Annotated in this window: 22 protein-coding genes and 1 tRNA gene; 13 read left to right on the top strand and 10 right to left on the bottom strand. The window is 68.6% G+C overall.

Annotation, left to right across the window (positions count from 1 at the left end):
• Nucleotides 1–67 precede the first annotated feature (67 nt).
• A complete protein-coding gene (locus OG474_RS17605; protein WP_405063391.1) occupies nucleotides 68–1,798 on the top strand; it encodes a DUF222 domain-containing protein in 1,731 nt (576 codons plus the stop codon).
• A 1,069-nt stretch (nucleotides 1,799–2,867) separates the two neighbouring features.
• The gene (locus tag OG474_RS17600) at nucleotides 2,868–3,344 is read left to right on the top strand and encodes a phytanoyl-CoA dioxygenase family protein (RefSeq protein WP_405063390.1); all 477 of its coding nucleotides are present in this window, start codon (nucleotides 2,868–2,870) and stop codon (nucleotides 3,342–3,344) included.
• A 120-nt stretch (nucleotides 3,345–3,464) separates the two neighbouring features.
• Here the strand turns inward: OG474_RS17600 and OG474_RS17595 are convergent, their stop codons facing one another.
• The 4 genes from OG474_RS17595 to OG474_RS17580 all read right to left on the bottom strand — a co-directional run bounded on the left by OG474_RS17595 (nucleotide 3,465) and on the right by OG474_RS17580 (nucleotide 5,157).
• Complete coding sequence (locus OG474_RS17595) at nucleotides 3,465–3,938, bottom strand: diadenosine tetraphosphate hydrolase (protein ID WP_405063389.1); 474 nt, start codon at nucleotides 3,936–3,938, stop codon at nucleotides 3,465–3,467.
• A gap of 24 nt (nucleotides 3,939–3,962) precedes the next feature.
• The gene (locus OG474_RS17590; protein WP_405063388.1) at nucleotides 3,963–4,532 is read right to left on the bottom strand and encodes a hypothetical protein; all 570 of its coding nucleotides are present in this window, start codon (nucleotides 4,530–4,532) and stop codon (nucleotides 3,963–3,965) included.
• A gap of 97 nt (nucleotides 4,533–4,629) precedes the next feature.
• Nucleotides 4,630–5,022: a VOC family protein gene (locus OG474_RS17585; protein ID WP_405063387.1), complete on the bottom strand. Its 393-nt coding sequence runs from the start codon at nucleotides 5,020–5,022 to the stop codon at nucleotides 4,630–4,632.
• Nucleotides 5,023–5,068: 46 nt separating this feature from the next.
• Nucleotides 5,069–5,157 (bottom strand) — tRNA-Ser (locus OG474_RS17580).
• Nucleotides 5,158–5,363: 206 nt separating this feature from the next.
• On the opposite strand from OG474_RS17580, the gene OG474_RS17575 reads away from it, so the two are divergent.
• From OG474_RS17575 to OG474_RS17560, 4 genes are all read left to right on the top strand, one after another.
• Nucleotides 5,364–6,029, top strand: a complete 666-nt coding sequence (locus tag OG474_RS17575) for a tetratricopeptide repeat protein (RefSeq protein WP_405063386.1) — start codon at nucleotides 5,364–5,366, stop codon at nucleotides 6,027–6,029.
• A gap of 205 nt (nucleotides 6,030–6,234) precedes the next feature.
• Nucleotides 6,235–7,470, top strand: a complete 1,236-nt coding sequence (locus OG474_RS17570; protein WP_405063385.1) for an MFS transporter — start codon at nucleotides 6,235–6,237, stop codon at nucleotides 7,468–7,470.
• A gap of 41 nt (nucleotides 7,471–7,511) precedes the next feature.
• Nucleotides 7,512–8,741, top strand: a complete 1,230-nt coding sequence (locus tag OG474_RS17565; protein WP_405063384.1) for an MFS transporter — start codon at nucleotides 7,512–7,514, stop codon at nucleotides 8,739–8,741.
• Between the two features lie 240 nt (nucleotides 8,742–8,981).
• On the top strand, nucleotides 8,982–9,581 hold the full coding sequence (locus OG474_RS17560; protein WP_405063383.1) for a gamma carbonic anhydrase family protein: 600 nt from the start codon (nucleotides 8,982–8,984) through the stop codon (nucleotides 9,579–9,581).
• On the opposite strand, the gene OG474_RS17555 is transcribed toward OG474_RS17560, so the two are convergent.
• From OG474_RS17555 to OG474_RS17535, 5 genes are all read right to left on the bottom strand, one after another.
• Nucleotides 9,567–10,517, bottom strand: a complete 951-nt coding sequence (locus OG474_RS17555; protein WP_405063382.1) for a sucrase ferredoxin — start codon at nucleotides 10,515–10,517, stop codon at nucleotides 9,567–9,569. The genes OG474_RS17560 and OG474_RS17555 overlap by 15 nt on opposite strands.
• Before the next feature lie 11 nt (nucleotides 10,518–10,528).
• Nucleotides 10,529–11,788 (bottom strand): cupin domain-containing protein, encoded by a 1,260-nt coding sequence (locus tag OG474_RS17550; protein ID WP_405063381.1) that lies wholly within the window; start codon nucleotides 11,786–11,788, stop codon nucleotides 10,529–10,531.
• Nucleotides 11,785–12,273 carry a hypothetical protein gene (locus OG474_RS17545; RefSeq protein ID WP_405063380.1) on the bottom strand — a complete coding sequence of 163 codons (489 nt, stop codon included), beginning with the start codon at nucleotides 12,271–12,273 and terminating at the stop codon, nucleotides 11,785–11,787. The genes OG474_RS17550 and OG474_RS17545 overlap by 4 nt, the downstream gene beginning before the upstream one ends.
• 104 nt (nucleotides 12,274–12,377) lie before the next feature.
• Entirely contained in the window at nucleotides 12,378–13,403 is a 1,026-nt protein-coding gene (gene cobC, locus OG474_RS17540; protein WP_405063379.1) for an Rv2231c family pyridoxal phosphate-dependent protein CobC, read from the bottom strand.
• A gap of 20 nt (nucleotides 13,404–13,423) precedes the next feature.
• Nucleotides 13,424–14,212, bottom strand: a complete 789-nt coding sequence (locus OG474_RS17535) for a carbon-nitrogen hydrolase family protein (RefSeq protein ID WP_405063378.1) — start codon at nucleotides 14,210–14,212, stop codon at nucleotides 13,424–13,426.
• A gap of 34 nt (nucleotides 14,213–14,246) precedes the next feature.
• On the opposite strand from OG474_RS17535, the gene OG474_RS17530 reads away from it, so the two are divergent.
• The 3 genes from OG474_RS17530 (at nucleotide 14,247) to OG474_RS17520 (ending at nucleotide 17,418) form a co-directional block, all read left to right on the top strand.
• Nucleotides 14,247–14,786: a molybdenum cofactor guanylyltransferase gene (locus OG474_RS17530; RefSeq protein ID WP_405063377.1), complete on the top strand. Its 540-nt coding sequence runs from the start codon at nucleotides 14,247–14,249 to the stop codon at nucleotides 14,784–14,786.
• A gap of 17 nt (nucleotides 14,787–14,803) precedes the next feature.
• Nucleotides 14,804–15,781 (top strand): NAD(P)H-quinone oxidoreductase, encoded by a 978-nt coding sequence (locus tag OG474_RS17525; protein ID WP_405063376.1) that lies wholly within the window; start codon nucleotides 14,804–14,806, stop codon nucleotides 15,779–15,781.
• Between the two features lie 65 nt (nucleotides 15,782–15,846).
• Nucleotides 15,847–17,418 (top strand): IS1182 family transposase, encoded by a 1,572-nt coding sequence (locus tag OG474_RS17520; RefSeq protein ID WP_405060078.1) that lies wholly within the window; start codon nucleotides 15,847–15,849, stop codon nucleotides 17,416–17,418.
• 194 nt (nucleotides 17,419–17,612) lie between these two features.
• On the opposite strand, the gene OG474_RS17515 is transcribed toward OG474_RS17520, so the two are convergent.
• The gene (locus tag OG474_RS17515) at nucleotides 17,613–18,026 is read right to left on the bottom strand and encodes a VOC family protein (RefSeq protein WP_405063375.1); all 414 of its coding nucleotides are present in this window, start codon (nucleotides 18,024–18,026) and stop codon (nucleotides 17,613–17,615) included.
• Nucleotides 18,027–18,099: 73 nt separating this feature from the next.
• Here OG474_RS17515 and OG474_RS17510 point away from each other — a divergent pair, with 73 nt between their 5' ends.
• From OG474_RS17510 to OG474_RS17495, 4 genes are all read left to right on the top strand, one after another.
• Nucleotides 18,100–18,666, top strand: a complete 567-nt coding sequence (locus tag OG474_RS17510; RefSeq protein ID WP_405063374.1) for a TetR/AcrR family transcriptional regulator — start codon at nucleotides 18,100–18,102, stop codon at nucleotides 18,664–18,666.
• 847 nt (nucleotides 18,667–19,513) lie between these two features.
• Nucleotides 19,514–20,095 carry a PadR family transcriptional regulator gene (locus OG474_RS17505; RefSeq protein WP_405063373.1) on the top strand — a complete coding sequence of 194 codons (582 nt, stop codon included), beginning with the start codon at nucleotides 19,514–19,516 and terminating at the stop codon, nucleotides 20,093–20,095.
• Nucleotides 20,092–20,814, top strand: coding sequence for an ABC transporter ATP-binding protein (locus tag OG474_RS17500; protein WP_405063372.1), 723 nt, complete (start codon nucleotides 20,092–20,094; stop codon nucleotides 20,812–20,814). Before OG474_RS17505 ends, OG474_RS17500 begins: the two co-directional genes overlap by 4 nt.
• Entirely contained in the window at nucleotides 20,814–23,441 is a 2,628-nt protein-coding gene (locus OG474_RS17495; RefSeq protein ID WP_405063371.1) for an FtsX-like permease family protein, read from the top strand. Before OG474_RS17500 ends, OG474_RS17495 begins: the two co-directional genes overlap by 1 nt.
• Nucleotides 23,442–23,449: the final 8 nt, after the last annotated feature.

The raw sequence follows: 23,449 nt of genomic DNA, 5'->3' as shown, positions 1-23,449 counted from the left end.
CACTTTCTTTGTATATAAGGGGTTCTGGGCTCGAAAACTGTCGGTGGGCATGGCTATGCTTATGGGTATGGAGATCTTGGCGATGCCACCGGTGTACACGCAGAGCGGCAGCGAACTGCTGTCGACTCTCGACACCCTGATGGCCACCGCCGCCCTGGTCGAAACCCTGAAACTGCAAACCATGGCCCGCCTCGACGAAATCGGCACCGCCCAAGAACTCGGCGCCCGCGACACCACCGAACTCCTCGCCCAGCGCTACCGGCTCGTCCCCGCCGACGTCCGCAAAGACCTCACCTTCGCCAAGAACCTCCCCAAATACTCAGCCGTAGCCGACGCACTGCCAGAACCTGCCGACCCATCGAAGTCGGGGTCGTCGGAGTCGGCGGTTCTGGCGCCGGACTCGGCCAAGGTCATCGTGTCGACTTTGGAGAAGGCGCCGGCGACGGTGCCGGTCGAGGTTCTGGACGTCGCCGAACGGGAAATGATCCGGGCCGCCGAGCACACCAACACCCGCGAGCTCGCCAAGTTCGGCCGCGACGTCCTCGCGCGCCTCGACACCGACGGCCCAGAACCCGCCGAAGACCAAGCCCAAACACAGAGGTCACTGCGGCTGCGTGATGTTGAGGGCGGGGTGAAGATCACCGGGTTCCTGCCCGGCGCCGCCGGGGAACAAGTCAAGACCCAGATCCACACCCTCGCCAAACCCCACAAAACCATCGACGGTGAACGCGACCCACGCACCCTGGAACAACGCCAAGCCGACGCGCTGATCGGGATCTCGGATGCTGCAGCAGGCAACCCCGACCACCCCGGCGTACCGCACCTCACCGTCACCATCGACTTCAACGACCTCAAAAACGCCCTCTCCAACATCCCCGACGCCTTCAACAGCGCGGCCAGTGCGAATGGCGGTTCGGGGGCCACGGACGGGATGGATGGATCGGGTGCGGTGGGTGGATCGGGTGGGATGGGTGAGTTGGTGTTCGGCGGCAACCTGTCCGCCGGCGCCGTCCGGCTCCTCGCCTGTGATGCGGCGATTTTGCCGATCGTGCTGGGTGGGGATTCGCAGCCGCTGGATGTCGGCACCGAGCAACGGTTCGTGAACCGCTACATCCGCCGCGCGTTGAACAAACGCGACAAGGGCTGCGTGGTGTGTAAGGCACCGCCGTGGATGTGTCATGCCCATCACGTCATCCATTGGGTCGATGGAGGACCGACCAGTCTGCAGAATCTTGCCTTGGTGTGTTCTGCCCATCACCGCGCGGTCCACAAGAACCAATGGACCATCACCATCACCGGCGGCGTCGTCCACGTCGGTCGCCCATCCTGGGCCGATCCACCACCGCCCGACCCTGTCGCGCTTGCTGCCATGGCCGCGTGGGTCACCCCTGCCCACAACACCGACACCGACACCGACGCTCACAGCACCGCGAACAGCGCCAACGCCGGTGGGTCCAGTAGCGGCAGGGCAGGTCCGGGCATCGGCGGTGACAGCGGGATTCATGCCGACGGGGCGAGTGCCGGTACGGGCGATGCCAGCCGTGCCGGCGAGTCCAGCACGCCTAGTGCCAGCAGGGCTCGTGTCGACGCGGGCGAGGACGGCGGGACCTGTTTCAGCTGGGGCGATGGCGGCAGCAATCCGACATACGAACGGCCGACCCGGCTCCCCGCCGCCAGCACCCAGCCCAACGCCGCACTCATCGCCCGCCGCGAAGCCTTCCGCGAACGGCTCCTCTCACTCACACCCGGCTACACAGACCCCTGGGGTACCGACGACAACCCAGCAGCAGGACCGTAGGCCGACCCACTGCTGGTGGCTCGAGGCCACGACCGCGCGCACGCCTCGACTCGAAACGGCAGCCGGCGCTCGTGGATCACCAACCACAGCGCCGGATCAGCTGTGCGCCCACACGATCCCAGGCCCGCGACCACCGCCCGGGGATGCCCGTCCGCCGCGGGATCCCCGGCCAGCAGCCGCTGCTCGCGATGGCCGTGCACCTCAGGATCTCCGGATCCCAGCTGCTGCTGGCGATGGCCGCGCGCCGCAGTATCCCGACTGGCAATCGCAGCACCCCAGTGAGCCGCGCACCGCATGACCGGGGGCCTCTGAACCCGGCGTCGGTTTGCCGGGTGCCACACGCGGAGCCGGTTTGCCGGGGTGCCACACGCGGAGCCGGTTTGCCGGGGTGCCACACGCGGAGTCGGTTTGCCGGGGTGCCACGCGATCCCGGTGCCGGGTCAGCGTGAGTCCTATGATCCCGGACTGGCACCACAGCGCTGAACAGACCGCAGCGCACGATGAAGGCCGGCAACCGCCAACCGGTCGGGCTCAGGCACGGACTGGCAGGCACGGCACTGTTCGGCCGCACCGCATGATCCCGGGCAGCGCCAGACCGTGTTGGCCGCACGGGATGACCTTGGGCGGCAGTGAGAGCGCGTTCGACCAGGTTGCGGAGAATTCGTTGCGTGCAGCAACCAATCGCCTCGGTGGCCGGATCGTTCGGCAACAGGGCTTGGCCGACCGGGCGGGCGACCAGCCACCTCGGGCGGCGTCGGCCGAGTTCATGTCTGGCCGTCAGATCGGGCTCCGGAGCTGCCGATGGGTTCCGGTCGTCTGACCCGTGCCGCTGGCGGCGACGGGCGGGCGGCGTACGCGGTGGTTGCTCGTCGCTGCGGGCGTTCCAACGGCAAGTGTGGTTGGCCGCAGCTACGGCTGAGGGGATGCGCCCGGAATCACAGTGGGCGAGGCAAGCGGCGCTCCCGAACCGGTTTGGGGAGGACGGGCTCGGTGAGGTGGAAGCCTGGGTGCGGCCGTGTAGTTGCTCCGCGAGGCTGGCGCGCATGAACCCTGACGATGTCGTGAACGAATGGCGGACGCGGGGCTCGTGATCCTGCCCGGCTTCTCGTCGGCCGAGGATCTGGTCGCAGCGCTTGGTGAGCTGCCGTCGATGTTCCCGACTGCCGAGGGATTCCACGACGGCACCGACGAGCGCCGTACGAGGTATCTCGAGGACGAGTTCGAGGGGATCGACGGGTTTCCGTTCGCCAGTACCGAGTTGAGCATGCTGGCCGTCCACCCGCGGATCGTGCAGCTCGCGGAGACACTGCTCGGCCAGACCGACCTGCGGCTGTCGTCGGCCGAGGCCTGGGCGAAGTACACCGGTGCCACGTCGTACGACCAGGAGCTCCACCGCGACTATCTGAACCAGACGATCCTCGTACCGTCGACCGACGACCGCTACCAGCACCTTGAGCTGTTCGTCTTCCTCACCGACGTGCCGGAGGAGCTCGGGGCGCCGCATCTGGTGCAGCTTCGTCGCGCGCGCCACGCCACGCCAGCTTGAGCTCTTCGGCTTCCCGGCACCCGGCCACCCGTACTGGACCGAGCAGACGCTCACCGCGATCAGCCAACGCTACCCCGGCCTCGACACCACGCCCTGGCGCGAGCTGTTGGTGCGCTGAGGTCAAGAGTCGAGCTGCGCCAGCTCCTCGCTGATCGCCGTACGCAGAGTGTCGTGCTGCGGTCCGAGTGCGTAGCGCGCCTCACCCCACCACTCCCGCGGGTACAGCCACACCGGCCTTGTCACCAGCTCCGCCGGCTCCCACTCGAACCGCGGCCACACATGCGCGTGCAGGAACGGATCAGCGTTCCCCAGGATCTCCAGGTTCACTCGCCGGAACCCGTCCTCCACCCGCCTGCAGGCGCGCTCAACGGCCTCACCCAGCAAGTCCATCCCCGTCAAGAACTGCACCCGCCGCTCCCGCGACAGGTCCGACAACCGCTGCACCGCAGGGTCGTCCACCAGCAGCACGCAGTACCCGGGCAGGAACTGCACATCCCCGATCACTGCGAACCCGGCCCTCACCCGCCGCAGCACCGTGGGGTTCTCTCCCCGCAAAGCACTCCCGATCCGATCCCGGCGCCACTCATCACCCATCCCCGCAGCGTATGCGACCGCAGCTCACTCGTCGGAGCAGCGGAGGCCTTGGGTTCTGAGGTAGGTGCGTAACTGGGCTGAGTGGAGTTGGAGGTGCATGACGCCTTGGACGAGTACGGCGGCGAGGGATGTGCCGCCGTTGCGGTGCTCGGCGGGGAGTGGGGCGGCGGCCTGGTCGTCGGTGAGGTTGGCGAAGAGGGTGTCTGCTTTGTGGCGGCAGTGGGCCAGGTAGGCGAACACCTGGTCGCGGGAGTAGGTGGGCGGTACGACGTACGCGTCCTCGTCGGCTGTTGAGAACGGGGCTGGCGGTGTCCACTCGGGGGCCAGTGGGGAGAGGTCGCGGTCGGTGAACCAGAGCGCATGCGACGCGACTCGCCAGAAAGCAGCCATAGCCTGGAACTTGCGCTCGCGGACCACCGGATCGTCGAACGGGCGGCCCTCGCGGTCGGTGGGCGGCCAGGCTCCGGCGTCGGTCCGCTTGACCTCGTAGAGGCTCGTCTCCCACAGGTCGTCCGGACAGCCGGTCAGCACGATGGCCAGGTCGTCGAGCGTCGCCTGGTACTGCGCCGCCACCACCGAGCACCAAACCGTCATCTGGACTCTCCCTTCATCGCGTGCACAACCTTTTGGTGGGGGTTGGTCGCCAAGCCCGTTCGTCATCATCGAGGCGCTCAAGCAGTAGCGCGCAGAGTCAGCGGCACAAACAGAACGGGTTGCCGTGCGGGTCAAGCATGACCCGCACATGCTCCTGCGGCTGATCCTCGGCCAGACTCGCGCCCGCCTGCAGCGCCCACTCCACCGCCGCGTCGAGATCATCCACACCGATGTCGAGGTGCATCGTCGCGTGCTGTCCACCGGGCTCGCTCGGCCAGACCGGCCGCTCGTGCTCCTCGTCGGACTCGATGTTGATGGCGATCAACGACTCGCCTTCCGGCGGGAGGAGCTGGGCCCAGCCGCCCCGCGGCCCTTCCTCGACGATCCGCCAGCCCAGGAGCCGCTCGTAGAACCTGGCCAGCTCCCCGGCGCGCGGGGTCGGCGCGGCCGTGATCGTTACTGCCCCGATCTGCATCCGCGGTCGTGTCATGCGGCGACCGTACTACCGCGACAGCCCCGCGTCAGGAGCGTGCGAGCGGAGGGCGTGGGATTCGAACCCACGATGACGGTCACCCGCCATACCGGTTTTCAAGACCAGCGCACTCGGCCACTATGCGAGCCCTCCAGGAGCGTGGATCTGAGCTCCGAGGGTCGAGGATAGCGGGTCCGTTGGCACGTATTTGGCACGGCAGCCCCCCAAACGGGGTCGGCCCCCGGTCCCGAGGTGGGGCTGAGGGCCTCGACGGGTCGTCGAGAGCCCGTCTTAAACCGCTCAGCCAAGTAGATTGCGCCCCACGGCCCGCTCCAAGCGGCGCCGGGAAGGGGGCCGCGATGGATTCCGAGGATCGGATCCGGCAAGCCGGAACGCTCTACGAACGGGCCGTATACAGCGGCGACGCCGATGCACTGAGCCATGCCGAGCGGATCCTGGACGCGGTGGAGGCCGATACCTCGCTGGCGCGGGGGCGGGTCCTGCATGCGCGCTTTCTTCTCGAGCGCGCCCGGCCCGGCTCGTCGCCCACCGAGGATCCCGCCGAACTGCCGCTGTTCCAGCGCGCGATCGAGTTGTACCGGGCGCTCGGCGACGCGCGCGGCGAGGCGGAGGCGTCGTTCTGGATCGGCTGCCTGCATCAAGTACTGCGACAAGACGACGAGACCGCTGTGCCGGAACTGGAGCGGTCCCGCGAACTGGCGGCGCGAGTCGGCGACAAACAGACCGAAGCCGAGGCGCTACGGCACCTGGGCATCTCGGCGCACCGGGCCGGCCGGCTGGACGAGGCCCACGAGCAATTGGCGGAGTCGTCGCGGTTGCGCCGGGAGATCGGGGCGATGCCGGGCGTCGCCGCGAACATGGTCGGCCTCGCCTACATCGCCGCCGCGCAGGAGCGCCGTACGGAGGCCCTCGCAACGCTCGACGAGGCGCACGCCATCGCCCAAGCGCATGGTGCGCAGGCCATCGTGTGGCAGATCGAGCACGCGAGAGACGAAATCAGCTGAAGCTCGGTCCGGGGCGGCGGTAGGGTGCTGGGAGATGGGCGGAGCAGCCGTCCGGAGTGGTGAACGGAGGTGCGCTGATGTCTCGGATGGTCGAGGTCATGGCAGTCACCGTCCGGTCGGCGGGCTGATTCGACGCTGATCGGGCCTTCGGCCGGCGGAGTGCCGGCTGGTCCGGTTGTTTCGTCATGCCCTCTGGAGTTTCTGTATGCCATCTCTTCGTGAATCCGTGCTGCCCGCTGCGCTCGGAGCCGACTTCCGGCGCATCTGGCCGGCGGCGATCATCTCCAACCTCGGCGACGGGGCGCTGATGGCGGCGGGTCCGCTGCTGGTTGCCTCGATCACTCGGGAGCCGGCCGCGGTCGGTGCTGCCGCGTTCGTGCAGCAGTTGCCGTGGTTGCTGTTCGCCCTGTTCAGCGGCGCGTTGGCCGACCGGCTCGACCGGCGGACGATGATCGTTGCCGCTGACCTCTTTCGTGCGGTGGTCCTTGCTGCGCTGGGAGTTGCGGTCCTGCTCGGCAGCTCCCCGCTGTGGGCGATCTACGCCGCACTGTTCCTCCTCGGTACGGCGGAGACGCTCGCCGACAGCGCATCCGGTGCACTACTCGTGAGCGCCGTACCGAAAGCCCAGCTGGGTAAGGCGAACGCCCGCCTGTACGCGACGGGGACCGTCCTCCAACAGCTCGGCGGTCCGCCGTTGGGAGCGCTGCTGTTCGCGGCAGGCGCCGGAATACCGCTCGTCTTCGACGCAGTCACGTTCCTGGCGGCCGCAGCGCTGATCGCACGCGTCAGTGTCCGACCTAGACCCGCCGAGTCCCCTGGTACGGCGCTCTGGGCCGAGGTGCGGGACGGAGTCCGCTGGCTGTGGGGGCATGTCGGTGTGCGGACCCTGGCCTGGTCGATCCTCGTCATGAACATCACGTTCTGTGCAGCCTTTGCGACCTGGGTGCTGTATGCGCGGGAGCGGCTCGGTCTGAGCGATACCCAGTTCGGATTGCTGATGGCGGTCGGCGCTATCGGCGGTGTGTTCGGGATGCCGGCGTACCACCTGCTTGAACCGCGAGTGGGCTCGCTCACGCTGCTGCGGGCCGGGCTGATCATCGAGACGGTGGTGCACCTGATCCTGGCGCTGACCCGGAGTCCGTGGGTCGTCGGCGCGACTATGGCCGTGTTCGGTGTCCATGCGGTGGTCTGGGGCGTTGTCTCGACCACAGCACGGCAGTTGGCGACACCCGATGCGCTGATGGGCCGCGTGAACAGCGTGTACATGCTGGCCTCGATTGGTGGCGCGGCGATCGGTTCCGCGCTGGGCGGCGTACTGGCGCAGCGGTTTGGCCTGACCGCTCCGTTCGCCGCAGCTTTCGCAGCCATGGTGCTGATGACTGCCGTTGCCTGGCGCCCCCTGCGCCATGTCTCGGTACGGCGAGCGCCCGCGCCGGACTGAATCTGGTTCGCATGTCAGCTGCGCACCGGTAAGGATGGAGCATGCCCTCAGCCACCGCCCTCGGCCTACCCAACGTCCGCGGACGGTTACCGCTTCTGGCCGGTCTGGCGATCGACTCGTTCGGAGGCGGCTGCGCAGGCCCGTTGATGCTGCTCTACTTCGTCCGCGTCGCACACATCCCACTCGGTACGGCGGGTGTGCTGCTGACCGTGGCCACGCTGTTCTCCATCGCGGCTCCGGCCGCGGTGGGGCTGGTGATCGACCGGGTCGGTCCGCGCAACCTGGTCGTCGGCGCGCAGGTCGCCCAGGGGCTGGCCTTCACCGGCTTCTTCTTCGGTCGCTCGATCTGGCTCCTGTTTCTCTGCGCACTCGTCTCCACAACCGGCCAGCGGGTGTTCTGGTCGTCGGTCTTCAGCCTGCTGGCAGATGTCGCGGACGAGGGCGAACGGGACCGGTGGTTCGGTCTCGGCGGGATGATGCAGGCCGGCGGCTTCGCGCTCGGCGGCCTGGTCGCAGGCACATTGCTCGCCGCTGGCGGAACCACACCGTTCCTCATCGCGATGGCTGCGAACGCCGTGAGCTTCTACCTGGCCGGAGTCCTGCTGCTTGGCCTGCACGCGTCCCACCACCAGCGGGCAGCGCACGACTCGGGCCCAGCGCCGCTCCTGCGCAAGGACAAGCCGTTCCTGGTACTGATCGCGGCGAACACCCTCTTCGCCCTCTGCATCATGATGCTGGGCGTCGGCCTCCCGGTGTACGTCGCCGAGGCGTTGCCGGTGCCCAAGTGGCTGGTCGGAGTCCTGCTGGCCGCCGCGTCCGTCGTACTGGCGGCCGGACAGACCCTGGTGGTGCGGCACACCGAGAAGCTTCGCCGTACGTCGGTGCTGGTTGTTGCCGGCGTGGGATGGGCAGTGTGGGCCGTGTTGATGGCGTCACTGACGCAGGTGCCGAGCGCGGTGGTTGCTGCGGTGCTGGTGCTCGCGACTGCCATCTACGCGTTTGCCGACCTACTGCACGCAGCGACGAACAACGCGCTCGCCGCATCCGTCGCGCCGCTGGTGGGCCGCGGGAAGTACCTGTCCTACTGGCAGTACAGCTTCGCGTTCGCGAGCGTGCTGGCACCGGGCTTCTTCGCCCAGCTCTTCGAGGTACGGCACGAGCTGCCCTGGCTAGTCACAGCAGTGCTCGCACTGGTCGCCGCGGGCACGCTCGCCGCGATCGGCCGAGTCCTGCCGACCCAAACCGAGAACCTGGACACCAAGGCAGATTGACCTGTCAGGAATCGTTGCGTTCGATCGAACATCTGTTCTAATGTTTTCCCAGTTCGAGGTTCTCCACCTGGACGTCCGGCCGGCCGACTCTCCCACCTTCGATGTGGACGGCCAGACGGACCCGCCGCCCGGGGTGTGAGGTCCCGGGCGACGGAGAACCGCCCAGACCATTCACGGACGACTTGACGGCTGGATAGCTTGAGAGAGGCAAGGTGACGCTCGACGGAGGGATGGCACTCGATGCTTCTCGAACACCGCGGCCGGCGACCGGTCGTGCCCGAATCCGCCTATGTCGCACCATCGGCCGTGCTCTGCGGTGCCGTCGTCCTGGGCGAAGGCAGCAGGGTCCTGCACGGTGCCGTGCTGACCGCGGAGGACGGTGAGGTCCGGCTCGGGACGAACAGTGTGGTGATGGAGAACGCGCTGGTGCGCGGCCGGGCGAGTCATCCCGCCCTGCTCGGCGACGCGGTCCTGGTAGGTCCCCACGCGCACGTGAACGGCGCCACGGTCGAGGACGAGGTCTTCATCGCCACGGGCGCCGCGTTGTTCCCCGGTTCTGTCGTCGGCGCGGGCGCGGAGCTACGGATCAACAGCGTGCTGCAGGTGAACTCGCGCCTGGAGCCCGGCGCGGTCCTCCCGATCGGCTGGATCGCCGTCGGAGACCCGGCTCAACTCTTCTCGCCCGACCGGCACGAAGAGCTCTGGGAGATCCAACGCGGCCTCGACTTCCCCGGCACTGTGTACGGCGTCCCGCGGGGCACCGGCATGCGCGACATGATGGCGCGCCAATCTGCCTTCTACGGCGCTCACCACGACGACCGCGAGCTACCCGCCCACTAGCTCGATCCCTTCCAGCGCGAACCGCCGGACCTGGACTGGAGCCTTCCCACTACACGTCAACCGAGCGTCCACCCGATCGAAATGCACCGAAACCTCGACCGCCACTTGCGAGGTTGCGGGGTCTGTGGTGGTGAGGGTGACTTTGTAGTGGTGGTTGGAGAGTTGGCGGATGTGCGTGGGGTGGAGGGCGTTGACGGACAGGGAGTGGCCGGCGGCTCGGGCGTAGTGCTGGGCTGCCTGGACCGGCGGAGAGAACGCGCCTGAGCCTCGGAGAAGGTCGGGGACCACGCGGTTCTCGGCGTGGTGTTTGGCTACCTCCACAGCTCGGGCTGGGGTGACTTGGCCGTAGAAGAGGGCGTGTGGGAGGACTACGACGTTCCCGGCGAAGCGGTCGCCGCCGATGTGGCTGCATTCCCAGGTGCGGTCGGGGTAGGCGCCGCTGAGCGCGGCCGCGACCGGACGGCCGCGGACTGCGCAGCAGGCGTCGTGGCGGCCGTGGGTGCAGACGAGGTAGACCGGTTCTGCGCTGGGGGCTTGCAGGTCGGGAAGGGCGTCGAGGGTGTTGGCCGCCAAGGCATCCAGGACCGTGAGCAGGTGGTCGTCAGACGGGAGCTCACCCCAGCGAGTCGACTCGCGGCCGGGACGACAGTCGGCGAGGGCATAGCGCCGTACGGCGGTGTGATCGGGGCGGCCGTGGCGTCTGATCAGGACCGGGCGGTAGCCGAGTTCGGCGCAGCGACGGGCTACTTCGGCACCGACCTCCGGGAGCGCCGCGACCGCCTGGCGGGGCCATGCCGTCCGGACCTCGATGAGCAGCCAACGCTCCGCGGGCGGAGCGGTGGCGACCAGGGAGTCACCGCGCTGGAGAGCCATCGCCGCGCAGCCCGTGTCAGGTCGGTAGCGGCGGTCAGCAGCAGGATCCAGGGGATTGGTCACTAGGGAGCAGTTTAGGACGTGGGGACCAGGACAGCCTCGGTGAGCAGGCGGCGGACCAGTACCAGTTGGTCCTCCACCGACAGCGACGGGAGCGTGCCGACCTTGTGCTCCTGGCCGTCAAGGACGCTCGTGAGCGCCTCCGCGAGTACCGCCGGGAAGGTGATGGTTCGGTCGGGGAGCTGCAGCGTGACCGGGTCGCCGGGGATCACGCGGTGCCGCAGGCCGCCTCGGAGTCGAACCGTCGTCCCAGGCGCGAGCGTCGTCAGCGCTGCCGCGTGAGCCAGCGGCGGGATGGGTTCGGGGCGATTGGCCGACCAGGTACGCCGACGCAGCCGCGGCGCCAGCTCGTCTGCCGACGTGGCGCGGAGCCGTGCGATCAGCAGGTCGGTCACCTGCGGAAGGACCTCGGCCAGCTGAGCCGGGTCGCCCGGGTCGAAGCCGAGCGGCAGGGCCGTCCGGAGCGCCGCCTCGTTCGCCGCTAGCGCCGCTAGTTCCTGGACGAGGAGATAGCGGGTCAAGGTGTGCATCCCAACGGTGAGGTGCGCACTGACACCACCCAATGCCTTGGCCGAATGCAGGAAGCCGCGCGGAACGTAGAGAGCGTCGCCGGGGCGCAGCACCTCGTCCACCACCGGCGTTTGGTCGCGAGCGGCCGCAGCTACCGCGGCGGAGTGGTCAGTCCAAGGCTGGTTGCGCAGTGGGTTCACGTGGACTGGCTCGTGGACAGTCCAGTGCTTCTCACCGGCCACCTGGAGAACGAAGACGTCATGTACGTCGTAGTGCGCCGAGAACCCCTGTGATTCGGGCGGAGTGATGTATGCGTTGATCTGCACCGGGTGACCCGCGTCAGTCGACAGCTGGGTAGCGAAGTCGACCAGTGCCGGCCAGGTGCGGTGCAGAGCCTGCAGTACGACGGTGTGCCCGCTGGCGAACAGCGCGGCGACCTTGTCATCGCGGACCTGGTCCGAGATGTCCGCCCCCACACCACCCGAACCGGTGAACTGGGAGTCGCCGACCACCGCACCGTTCTTGGCGATGCGCAGGAACGGCGTGCGGAGACCGCGGCGGGACAGGAGCTCGTCGGCGGCGGTCAGGGTGAAGAGATCGTCGTACGGCGTGGGGAGGTCGGGGGCGTGCGACAGCAGCGCCCGGGAACCCCAGTAGGTGCTGGCGAATTCGTCGAGGTTGCCCGCGACGCAGCGCCGAAGAGCCGGACGGTCAACCGTCTCGGCAGGATCTGGTTGCGGTCCGGCTCCCGGCACTGTGGTCACCAGCTCCCGGAGTTGCCGCTCGCGCCTCCGTCGGCGCCACCGTCGGTCGCGTTGGAGTCAGCGCCACCGTCAGCGGTCCCCTCGTCACCCGAGTCACCGCCGGCGCCGCCGTCCGCACCGCCGTCGGTACCGCCACCTACCGCGCCACCGTCAGCCGGACCCTCACTGGGCTCCCCGCCTCCGCCGTCGGCCCCACCATCGGCACCGCCGTCAGTGCCACCGCCCACCGCGCCACCGTCGGCCGGACCCTCGCCGGAGTCGTCACCTGAATCGCCGGAGCCGCCGCCCGAGCCGTAGTCACCGCCCGCACCGCCGTCGGCGCCACCGTCAGTACCGCCGCCTACAGCACCGCCGTCGGCCGGGCCTTCGGACTCGCTGCCGTACCCGGACGACGTGTTACCGCCGGCCTGGCTGTCGTTGCCGTCGGCTGAGCCTCCGTACTCGCCGTCGGACGAGGTGTTCATGTCGTCGTCGTTCAGACCCATGATGATGCTCCCTTCACTGAATGGCTTCAGAGCGCCGGACAGTGGAGCACGCGCTCTGCGACCATCCTGTGCGCAAAGCGGGCACGGCCTAAACGTCGAGACGGTTACAGGTCCACGGCGGTGTCCCGCCACACCTTCACGAAGCCGTCAACGACATCCTCCGGCCGGACGGCGATCCGCAGCCAATCCTGCCCCAGCCCAGGGAACGTGTCACCGCGCCGGACCGCATATCCCTTGGCACGCAAGGCTTCTCGCAGTACGGCGCCGCCCGCGACCTGCACGAGGACGAACGGGCCGCGCGGTACGCCGTATGTGCGGGCAGCAACCAGATTGTCGAGCAGATGGGAGCGCTGACGCTCGATATCGCAGGCGGCCGCCGCAGCTTCGGCGACTGCCTGCTCGTTGCTGCAAGCAATCGCAGCGGCCAGCGCAGGCGTGGACACCGGCCAGTGCGGCTGCACAGCGGCCAGCTGCTCGATCAGACCGGCAGCAGCCAGCACGTACCCGACCCGAAGCCCCGCCAGTCCCCACGTCTTCGTGAGACTGCGAATCACCACCAGCCCCGGAATCGACGCACCAGCTAGCGATTCAGGCTCCCCCGGAACGGCATCCATGAACGCCTCGTCCACCACCAGGATGCGGTCCGGCCGAGCTAGCTCCCGCAGGTCGTCCGCGCGGTGCAGGACCGAGGTCGGGTTGGTCGGGTTGCCGATCACCACGAGGTCCGCATCGGCCGGAATCGCCGACGGGTCCAGAACGAACCCGTCCTCCGGGCGCAGCACCACGCGGTCGACGATGTGCCCCGCGGAACGCAGCGCAGCCTCGGGTTCGGTGAATTGAGGATGAACAACAACCGCATGGCGTGGGCGGAAAGCACGAGCGATCAGCACAAACGCCTCAGCCGCGCCGGCCGTCAGCAGCACCCGCTCCGGAGTCACTCGGTGCCGCGCAGCCACCGCCAGCACCGCGGACTCCTGACGCGGGTACGCCGCCAGGTCCGTCAGGCTCGCGGTAATCGCGTCGACGAGCCACGGCGGCGGCGTACCGGTCCGCACGTTGACGGCGAGGTCTACGAGTCCGTCACCGACCTCGAGATCGCCGTGGTGCCACAAGTCAAAGCCATCCGCCACACGTGGAGGCTAACCCGAAACTACGAACGGGGAGTGACACTGAAGCGGCGATTGACGAGTGAAGGGTTCTGCCGACGTACGCCGGACAGCCGGTCACCGGACAGTTCGGCGACCGCATAGCCATCGGCCTCACCCACTGCGGCAATGGCGATGCCCTGCGGATCGATGACCTGGCTGAGGCCGGAGTACTTCTTCCCGTTCTGCGCCGCGGCCGCCACGTAGCAGGTGTTCTCGATCGCGCGTGCCGTGAGCAGAGTGGTCCAGTGGTGCTCCTTGAGCGGCCCCCTGACCCAAGCAGCCGGTACGACGAGGACGTCGGCACCCTTGTCGACCAGTGCCCGGGACAACTCGGGGAAGCGCAGGTCGTAGCAGGTCATCAGCCCGAGTGTCCGCCCAGCGACCTGCACCACGACCGGTGCGACGTCACCAGCGGTCAGCTGGTCGGACTCCTTGTAGCCGAACGCGTCGTACAGGTGGATCTTGCGGTACGCGCCGAGCAGCGAGCCATCGGCACCAACAGCCAGCAGCGTGTTGTACGGCCGGTCCTGATCGCAGCTGCGCTCGAACATGCCGGCCACGATCGCCACCCTGTGCTCCACCGCACTCTTGCGCAGCGTGGACACGAACTCACCATCTAACGACTCGGCCACGTCCGCGACGCCGTCAAGGTTGAAGTCGGCCATGATCGCCTCCGGCAGCACCACCAGGTCCGGCCGGTCCTGAGCGGCGTCCGCGACCGCTCTGGTCACCAGCTCCCGATTGGCAGCCTTGTCAGAGCTACTGGCGGTCTGCACCACAGCAATCCTCATACCCCCATGGTGCCGCACAGTGCAGACTGCTGGGGTGGAGTTTGATGCGGTAGTCGTGGCTGGTGGCGGGTCCACGAGGCTGGGCGGGGTGGACAAGGCGCTGGTGGTGCTCGAGGGCATGACGTTCCTCGATCGGGTGCTGCACGCGGTGGACCGCGCCGCGAGCACTGTGGTGGTCGGACCGGTCCGCGAGACGTACCGGGCTGTGGAGTGGACCCAGGAGGATCCGCCTGGGAGCGGACCGGTGGCGGGGCTGGCTGCTGGACTGGCAACAGGCAGCGCGCCAGTCGTAGTCGTACTGAGTTGCGACCTGCCATGGGTCACCGACCAGGACATCGCTCGGCTGGTCGACAGCATCGGCGAACACGACGGCAGCGGGCTGCGCGACAGTGACGGCCGTGACCAGTGGCTGGCCACGGCGTACCGGCGAAGCTCTCTCGAGCATGCGCTCGCGGAGCTCGGCGATCCACGGGACAAGTCGGTACGGCGCCTGACCGCCGGACTGGACCTGGTCTGGTCGGACCCGACCAAGAGTGGTGACGATGTAGACACCTGGGCCGATCTCGACGGCTGAGCCGTAGGCTGTGAGTCATGCGAGCTGTGGTGTGTGAGGGTGCAGGCGGACTCGAGGTTCTGACGGTCGGAGAGATCCCGGATCCGACCCCGGCCGTGGACGAGGTCGTGATCGACGTCGTCGCCGCGGGGGTCAACCGCGCAGACCTCCTGCAGCGGCAGGGCTTCTACCCGCCGCCCCCGGGTGCACCCGGCACGATCGGACTCGAGGTCTCCGGCCGGATCGCCGCGGTCGGCGCCGAGGTGACCGACTGGGCCGTCGGCGACGAGTGCTGCGCGCTGCTGGCCGGAGGCGGGTACGCCGCCAAGGTCGTCGTACCGGCGCCGCAGGTGATGCCCGTCCCGGACGGCATCGACCTGATCAGCGCGGCCGCGTTGCCCGAGGTGGTGGCGACCGTCTGGTCGAACATCTTCATGGGCGCGCACCTCAGGGAGGGCGAGACCTTCCTGGTGCACGGCGGCGCCTCCGGCATCGGAACGATGGCGATCCAGCTCGGCGTCGCGCACGGCGCGCGGGTTCTGACGACCGTCGGCAGCAAGGACAAGATGGAGTTCGCGAGCCGGCTCGGCGCCGACATCGCGATCAACTACAAGGAAGCCGAGTGGGCCTCGGTGGTCCAGGAGGCGACCGGCGGCGCCGGGGCCGACGTCATCCTCGACATCATCGGCGCGAAGTACCTGACCGACAACGTCAAGTCCCTCGCGTACGACGGCCGCCTGGTCGTGATCGGTATGCAGGGCGGAGCGAAGGGCGAGCTGGATCTCGGCCGCCTGCTCAGCCGCCGTGCCTCGGTCACCGCGGCCGGACTGCGGACCCGCTCGGTCGCGGACAAGGGACGGATCATCGCCGAGGTCGTCGGCCACGTCTGGCCGCTGGTCGCCGCGAAGAAGGTCCGCCCGATCGTCCACACCACCTTCCCGCTCGCCGAGGTCGCCGAGGCGCACCGCGCGCTCGAGGAGTCCACCCAGATCGGCAAGGTCCTCCTCACCCTCTAGGAGGCCGCTGAATAATCGGTGTGTCCCTGCCGGGTGTGTGGGTTGGTCGCGGGGACGATTGTGGGGTGCAGGGTGTTGAGCGGGTTGATCGGGAGTTGTTGGATGCGCGGGCGCTGGTCGGTCATCTGGTGCCTGAGGGGAGCATGTTCGCGTTCTTGGCTGAGCATCGGCGAGAGCTGTTCGCTGACAGTGATTTCGATGATCTGTTCGGGTCGGGTAAGGGACGGCCGTCGATCCCGGCGTCGGTGATGGCGTCGGTGATGGTGCTGCAGACGTTGCACGACTATTCGGATCGGGAGACCGCGGAGGCGGCGCGGTGTGATCTGCGGTGGAAGGTCGCGACCGGGATGGCGTTGGACGCGAAGGGTTTCGACGCTTCGACGTTGGTGTATTGGCGGCGGCGGTTGGCGAAGTCGGATCGGCCGTATCGGATCAATGACGCGGTCCGCAAGCTGGTTGCGGTGACCGGAGTGTTGCGGGGCCGGTCGAAGCGGGCGGTGGATTCCACGATCCTTGACGACGCGGTGGCCACTCAGGACACGATCACTCAGCTGGTCTCGGTGATTCGCCGGGTCGGTCGGCAGGTGCCTGGCGCTATGGAGCAGATCGCGGCGGTGTGCACCGGCCACGACTATTCCCAGCCGGGCAAGCCGGTGATCGACTGGGACGACCGTGACGCGCGGCAGGCGCTGGTATCGGCGCTGGTCAACGACGCGAACGCGCTGATCGATGCCCTGGCCGGCACGAAGCTGGACGACGACGCCGAGGACGTGGTGGCGTTGCTGGCATTGATCGCCGGCCAAGACGTGGAACCGGCCGACGGCAGCGACGGCACCGACGGGCGGTGGCGGATCGCGCGGCGGACCGCGCCCGAGCGGGTGATCTCCACGGTCGATCCCGAGGCCCGCCATACCCGCAAGTCGCCACGTAACACCCGCGATGGGTATCGCGCGCACGTGGCCGCCGAGCCGGAGACCGCGATCATCACCGACGAGGCCCTCACCCAGGCAGCCGGGCCCGACAACAGCGACGCTGCCGTGGCCGCCGACTTCCTGGCCGCCGAGACCGAACCCCGCCAGTGGTACGGCGATTCCGCTTATGGCGCAGGGGATCTGCGGGCCGCCATCGCCGAGTCCGGACATGGCGCGGTAATCAAACCCGGCCCGGTGAAGGCCCCGGTCGAAGGCGGTTTCACCATCGATGATTTCACCGTGGACGAAGCGGCCGGCCAGGCCCAGTGCCCGGCCGGGCACACCCGGACGATCACCAAGACACGCGCCGTGGTCTTCGGCGTGCTGTGTCGCGACTGCCCGCTGCGGACCCACTGCACCACGGCCAAGAACGGCCGTATCCTCCAACTCCACAACCACGACGCGCTGCTACGCCAAGCCCGCCGCGACTGGTCCAACGACCCGGACCTGCGCCAGAACTACCGCACCAACCGGCCCAACGTGGAACGAGCCATCTCCCAGATCGCCAGCCACGGCGGACGCCGCGTCAAACTCCGCTACCGCGGCACCACCAAGAACAACGCCTGGCTCAAACACCGCACCGCCGCCCTCAACCTACGCAACCTCATCGGCCGAGGACTCACCCGCACGACAGGACTCTGGGTCCTGACCGCCCAGACCACCTGACAAAGGCCACCAGCGAGGCTTCCGATCGGCGTCAGCGCCCACCACGAGCCACCCCACCGGCCCCAGACACCTTCTCACCGACCGGACCGCTCTGCCACGCCTCGCCCCAGACTTCGAACTGCGCCTGCCCACCAATCTCCGCGCTCAGACCCACACAGCAACCAATCCCAAAACCGCCCTAATTCAGCAGCCTCCTAGCTGGGGAAGTTGGCGGCGAGCCACTCAGCATCGGGCGCGACCAGCTGGATCACGTCGATCCAGCTGCCCTCCGGGTCACGGACGAAGAAGTGCCGCTGACCCCACACCTCGGTGACGACCTCACCCTCCAGCCGCACCCCGCCGTCGACGAGCGCGGCCGCGGTCTTGTCCGCGTCCTCGACGATGAAGCCGAACACGTTCGTGCTGTCCCGGAGCGCGTTCACCGGCGCCGGCACCGACTCGTGCCCGCGCTCGACGATCGCGAGCTCCCAATCGGCCTCCCCGTGCCGGACGCAGATGAACCAGCCGAGGTCGAGCGTGATCTGGAGATCGAAGTGCCGGACATAGAAGGCGGCGACCTCCGCCGGACGGTCGGTGACCACGGTGGCGCCGAAGGCTGCGGGTTGCATACGCGCTCCTGACTACTACAGCTGTTGTTGTTGACCACGACAGTTGTAGTTGACAGCTGCTACAGTTGTCAACGTGCCCCGGAACCCCGAACGCCGCATCCGCCTCGCCGACGCCGGCCTCGCCGTCCTCGCCGAGGCGGGCGCCCGCGGGCTCACCCATCGCGCCGTCGACGCCGCCGCCAACCTCCCCGCCGGTACGGCGTCCAACTACTTCCGCACGCGGGACGCGCTGCTCGGCGCCCTCGGTGAGCGAATCTTCGAGCGACTCGCCCCAGATCCAGCCGTCCTCGAACCACTAGCCGAACGCGAGCCCACGGTCGACCTGGTCGTCGACTACGTCCGCTACATCGTCGAGCGGCTCCTCGGCCGCCCCGAGCTCTCACTCGCCCTGATGGAGCTCCGCCTGGAGGCAGCCCGCCGCCCCGATCTGCACGAGATCCTGTCCCGCACCCTGCGCCAGGGCTTCGACGCCGACGTCTCCTTCCACGTGAACGCCGGCCTACCCGGCGGCGCCGAAGAGATCCGCCTGCTGCACTTCGCCCTCGACGGCCTCGTGCTCGACCAACTCACCCCCGGCACCGGCCATCCGTACGACGTCGACGCCACCACCGACCGCCTGGTACGGCGTCTACTGGGTTGACTAGTCGGACCGCCCGATTCGGCTGGGGTATCGCCGCGGGGTGGGGTTGCGCGCCGCTGGGATGCGGCCGATGGCACCTGCTTGTGGTTGCTCGCCATTGAGGCCGGCTGACAGAGGAGAGGTGGCGAGGTCGTCCTGGGTTGAGGGGGATGGTGCGGTCGGCGACCGAGGTCCGCGTTGCCTACGGCTGACGGGTTTGTTTGCGGCCAGTGATGAGGATGCCTGGTTGCTGACCGGTGTGGAAACGAAGTGGCCGTGGGTGGCAAGGAGTTTCCACGCAGCGAGTAGTTCCGGGCTCGGTCGGCGATTCGGGGCCGGTCGGTGGCCCGACTGCTGCGCGGATGCAGGTTTGCGGTGATCTATTGCCATCCAGCGGCAGTAGATCCACGCAAAGACGTCTGTGATCCGTCATTGTGGGTGATCGGCTGTGGCGACTCAGTAGCCCCGCCGTCCCGAAGGTGCTCGTCCCATCCGTCCGCTGGGATGCGGCCGGCGGCGTACGCGGTGGTTGCCCGCCGCTGCGGCCGGTTTCCTTGAAGCGGGTGCCTGGGGCGGTCTTCGGCTGGGGCGGATGGCGAGGCCAGTGACCGACGTTCCCCGGTCGCCTGTGGCCGACGGGTTGTGGCTGCTCTCGACGAACAGGAGGCCGGGTAAGTGATCCATCGCGTACATGTCCGGCCTGTCCGGTGCGGCGCGCATCGGGGGCACACCAACCACCTCTGCGGGGAGCTACTGTCACCCAGCGACAGCAGATTCGCGCAAACCTCTGAGCCACCTGACTGACCGGCTTTGGGGATGACTGCTGATGGGTTGACCGCTCTATACCGGGTATGCATACTCAGTATCTATGTCGATCAAGCACGGACTACTGGCGTTGCTTCGCGAGAAGCCGAAGTACGGGTACCAGCTGCGCGGTGAGTTCGAGGCAGCCACCGGTTCGACCTGGCAGCTGAACATCGGGCAGGTGTACACCACCCTGACCCGGCTGGAACGCGACGGCCTGGTCCGGGCCGCGTCCACCGAGTCGGACGGCCGATCGACGTACGAGATCACCGACGCCGGCCGCGCCGAGCTCGACAGCTGGTTCAAGACACCGGTGACGCGTGAGTCGCGTCCTCGCGACGAGCTCGCGATCAAACTCGCGCTGGCGCTGGCCGTTCCGGGTGTCAACGTCAGCGCGGTCGTGCAGAACCAGCGCTCCGCGACGATGCAGTCCCTGCAGGAGCTGACCCGGCTGAAGCGCGGCGACCGCGACGGCGAGATCTCCTGGCTGCTCGTGCTGGAGTCGATGATCTTCTCCGCCGAGGCCGAGATCCGCTGGCTCGACCACTGCGAGTCCATCCTGTTAAGGCATCGCGGCCGGCCGTCGAAGCCGCCCGAAGAGTACGCCGACGACCCGGCCGAGGACCCTAGCGAGGTACACCGATGAGCGCGATTCTCGACATCCGCCACCTGACCAGGACCCACGGCAAGGGCGAGCAGGCCGTACACGCCTTACGTGGCGTCGATCTGAGCGTCGCGCCCGGCGAGCTGGTCGCGGTGATGGGCCCGTCCGGTTCGGGCAAGTCGACACTGCTGACCTGCGCCGGCGGCCTCGACCGTCCGACCGGCGGCGAAGTACTTGTCGATGGCAACGACATCGTGACCCTGCCGCAGGCCGGGGTGGCCGCGCTGCGGCGCCGCCGGATCGGCTATGTCTTCCAGGACTTCAACCTGATCCCGGCGCTCACCGCGGCCGAGAACGTCTCGCTACCGCTCGAGCTCGACGGCACCCGGACCAGGACCGCCCGCAAGTACGCCGAAGCAGCCCTGCAGGAAGTAGGTATCGGTGACCTCGCCGACCGTTTCCCCGACGACATGTCCGGCGGCCAGCGCCAACGGGTCGCGATCGCCCGCGCGATCGTGGGCGAACGACGCCTCCTGCTCGCCGACGAACCCACCGGCGCCCTCGACTCCGAGACCGGTGAAGCCGTTCTCCAGCTCCTCCGTGACCGCTGCGACCAGCACGGCATCGCCGGTGTCCTCGTCACCCACGAAGCCCGGCACGCCGCCTGGGCCGACCGAGTGGTCTACCTGCGCGATGGTGTCCTGGTAGGCCAGGCCGGCCCGCTCCCAGAACCTGACGAACTGCTGCAGGGAAGCCACTGATGGGCAGCTGGGGTCCACCCCTCCGGATCGCTCGAAGAACCACCCGTAAGTCGTTCGGCCGCACGCTCCTGGTCGCGGCCCTGATCGGCCTGCCCGTGTTCGCCGCGACCTGGATCGGCGTGGCCGGCCGCTCCGGCGACCCGACCGGCGAGCTCCTGGCCCGGACCACCATCGGCCGGGCCGACGCGCGGCTCACGGTCACGCCGTACGACCGGATCGACCTCTCGTACGGCGAGCCGACACTCAACCTGATGCCGGGCTCAGTGGCGGACAGCAACGAGGTGCGGGACCCCGCGACCTTCGATCCGAAGCCCCTGCTGCCACCGGGCACCGTGGTGGCGCAGCCGTTCACCGAGGCCGGTTCGGCGGATGTGAAGGGACCGTCCACGACCAACAGCGCCGGCGTGGTCGTCGGGGACGGGCAGAGCCCGCTGCTGAAGGACACTGTCAAGCTCGACGAGGGGCGCTTCGCGACCGCACCGGACGAGGTCGCACTCTCGCCGGCCCTGGCCAAGCACCTCGGGATCACGACCCTCGGCGCCACCCTGACCACCACGAACGGCAAGGCCTACAAGGTCGTCGGGATCGCCCGGCAGCTCGTCCAGCCCAACCCCTGGCTGATCTTCGCGCCACCGGCCAGCACGGTCGGCCGCAACCCGGCGCCGGTCGAAATGCAGTACCTGCTCGATCTCCCCGACTCGGCCGACCCGCACGCACTCGTCACGCAGCTGGGCGGACACGGCCTGATCTTGTTGCTGAGAACAAATATTGTCGACCCGCCACCAAGCCCGTCCGACTATCCGTCCGACCCGGTCGGCCCGTACGCCGCGATGGCGCTGGCGACCGGCTTCGGTGTCCTCGAGATCGTCCTGCTCGCCGGTACGGCGTTCGCGGTCGGAGCGCGGCGGCAGACGCGCGAACTCGGCCTGATCCTGGCCGCCGGCGGGACAGCGCGAGACGTCCGGCGGATCGTCCTCCTGCAAGGGCTCTTCGCCGGAGTGGCCGGGGTCGGCAGCGGACTGCTGCTCGCCGCCGTGGCGCTGATCGCCGGCCGGTCGCAGTGGGAACGCATGACCTCGACCGTCATCCTGGAATGGCAGATCCCGTGGACGGCGATCATCACGATCAGCCTGATCGGCCTGTTCGCCGGGCTGGCGGCGGCCGTCGTACCGGCGATCAGTGCCGGGCGGCAGACGCCGCTGGCGGCCCTGGCCGGACGTTTCGCGGCGACGACGAAGCGGATGCCGATCCGTAAACCCGCGCTCCTGCTGGTGATCGCGGGCGTCGTAGTGGTCGTGGCCGGCTCCGGATTGCTGGCAGCTGACCTCGCTGCGGCGCAGCGGCAGTTCGACGCGGAAGAGCACTACCAGGCCACCGTGACGCCGACGGAACCGATCGCGTTGGTGCTGCTCGGCATCACCATGGCGATCGCAGGACTGATCTGGATGCTGCCGAGTCTGGTCAGCACGATCTCCGGCCTGGCCGGCCGGCTGCCGCTGAGCGGACGGCTCGCGATGCGCGACGCCGCCCGGCATCGGCACCGCACCGCACCGGCCGTGGCGGCGATCATGATGTCGGTGGCCGCGACCGCGGCGGCCGCCTTCGCGGGTGCCAACTCCATCGCTGCGGCCAGGGTGGAGTACATCCCGGAGGCCCAGATGGGGAACGCGAGCCTGCGCTTCGACAGCGGCCCCGGTGGCGTCCCCTACTCACCCCAGCTCGAACAGCGGGTAGGCACCCAGTTGTCCGCCGAACGGACCTACCGCTTCGGGATGATCAACGTGCCGCGTCAGAGCGGCGCCCCGACCTATCTGGGCGTGCAGCCGCCCGGAGTGAACCCGGAGGATTCGAGGGGCGCGTTCGTCGGTCTGATCGTGGTGGATCCGGCGTACTTCGAGAAGCTCGACGGCGTCGGCCGGGAGGTGGCGGCTCGCCTGCGCGCCGGCGACATCGTCGTACCGCGCGGTGACTTCACCACCACGAACACGGTCGAGATCGGTGGCACCGATCCGATCCGGCCGACGAAGCTCGTGCAGCACAAGGCGTCGTACGTCGGCGGGCTACCGTTCCTCCAGATGATGCAGGACCAGGCGCTGATCGGGTCGGACGCGGCCACGAAGCTCGGCAAGGTCGACATCTTCACGGTCGAGTACCAGCTGAAACGCCTTCCCAGCAAGGAAGAAATCGCCACCACGGACGTGACCCTCGGACACGACAAGTTGCTGTACGTCGAGCAGGGATACCAGAACCCGGGCGACAAGATCCTGATCGGCGTCCTCATCGCCGCCGCCGTGGTCACTCTGCTCGGAGTGGCGATCTCGGTCTCCTTGTCCGCGGCCGAAGGCCGGGCCGATCTCGCAACCCTGGCGGCGGTCGGCGCGTCACCACGCCGCCGGCGGAATCTCGCGGCGGCCCAGGCGTGGCTGCTCGGACAGCTCGGATGCGTGCTGGGTGTGGGGGTCGGCGCGCTCTACGGCTACACCGCGCACGCTGCCTTCGGCTCGCCGCACTTCGCGATTCCCTGGGCGGAGATCGGCGGCACGGTGATCGCCGTACCGCTCTTCGCCGCGGCTCTGGCCTGGCTGCTGACGCGCTCGAAGCTCCCGATGGTGGCCCGCATCGACTAGCGGTATCG

This window comes from Kribbella sp. NBC_01505 (assembly GCF_045040285.1).
GTDB lineage: Bacteria > Actinomycetota > Actinomycetes > Propionibacteriales > Kribbellaceae > Kribbella.
This window is presented reverse-complemented; position numbering and strand designations above follow the sequence as displayed.

Excerpts from the sequence above, each read along its gene's own strand:
- OG474_RS17590 (WP_405063388.1), bottom strand. The coding sequence starts at position 4,532 with ATGACGGTTTGGTGCTCGGTGGTGGCGGCGCAGTACCAGGCGACGCTC.
- OG474_RS17525 (WP_405063376.1), top strand. The coding sequence starts at position 14,804 with ATGCGAGCTGTGGTGTGTGAGGGTGCAGGCGGACTCGAGGTTCTGACG.
- OG474_RS17505 (WP_405063373.1), top strand. The coding sequence starts at position 19,514 with ATGTCGATCAAGCACGGACTACTGGCGTTGCTTCGCGAGAAGCCGAAG.
- OG474_RS17500 (WP_405063372.1), top strand. The coding sequence starts at position 20,092 with ATGAGCGCGATTCTCGACATCCGCCACCTGACCAGGACCCACGGCAAG.
- OG474_RS17570 (WP_405063385.1), top strand. The coding sequence starts at position 6,235 with ATGCCATCTCTTCGTGAATCCGTGCTGCCCGCTGCGCTCGGAGCCGAC.
- OG474_RS17535 (WP_405063378.1), bottom strand. The coding sequence starts at position 14,212 with ATGAGGATTGCTGTGGTGCAGACCGCCAGTAGCTCTGACAAGGCTGCC.
- OG474_RS17515 (WP_405063375.1), bottom strand. The coding sequence starts at position 18,026 with ATGCAACCCGCAGCCTTCGGCGCCACCGTGGTCACCGACCGTCCGGCG.
- OG474_RS17560 (WP_405063383.1), top strand. The coding sequence starts at position 8,982 with ATGCTTCTCGAACACCGCGGCCGGCGACCGGTCGTGCCCGAATCCGCC.
- OG474_RS17585 (WP_405063387.1), bottom strand. The coding sequence starts at position 5,022 with ATGACACGACCGCGGATGCAGATCGGGGCAGTAACGATCACGGCCGCG.
- OG474_RS17600 (WP_405063390.1), top strand. The coding sequence starts at position 2,868 with ATGGCGGACGCGGGGCTCGTGATCCTGCCCGGCTTCTCGTCGGCCGAG.
- OG474_RS17545 (WP_405063380.1), bottom strand. The coding sequence starts at position 12,273 with ATGGGTCTGAACGACGACGACATGAACACCTCGTCCGACGGCGAGTAC.
- OG474_RS17595 (WP_405063389.1), bottom strand. The coding sequence starts at position 3,938 with ATGGGTGATGAGTGGCGCCGGGATCGGATCGGGAGTGCTTTGCGGGGA.
- OG474_RS17565 (WP_405063384.1), top strand. The coding sequence starts at position 7,512 with ATGCCCTCAGCCACCGCCCTCGGCCTACCCAACGTCCGCGGACGGTTA.
- OG474_RS17605 (WP_405063391.1), top strand. The coding sequence starts at position 68 with ATGGAGATCTTGGCGATGCCACCGGTGTACACGCAGAGCGGCAGCGAA.
- OG474_RS17575 (WP_405063386.1), top strand. The coding sequence starts at position 5,364 with ATGGATTCCGAGGATCGGATCCGGCAAGCCGGAACGCTCTACGAACGG.
- OG474_RS17495 (WP_405063371.1), top strand. The coding sequence starts at position 20,814 with ATGGGCAGCTGGGGTCCACCCCTCCGGATCGCTCGAAGAACCACCCGT.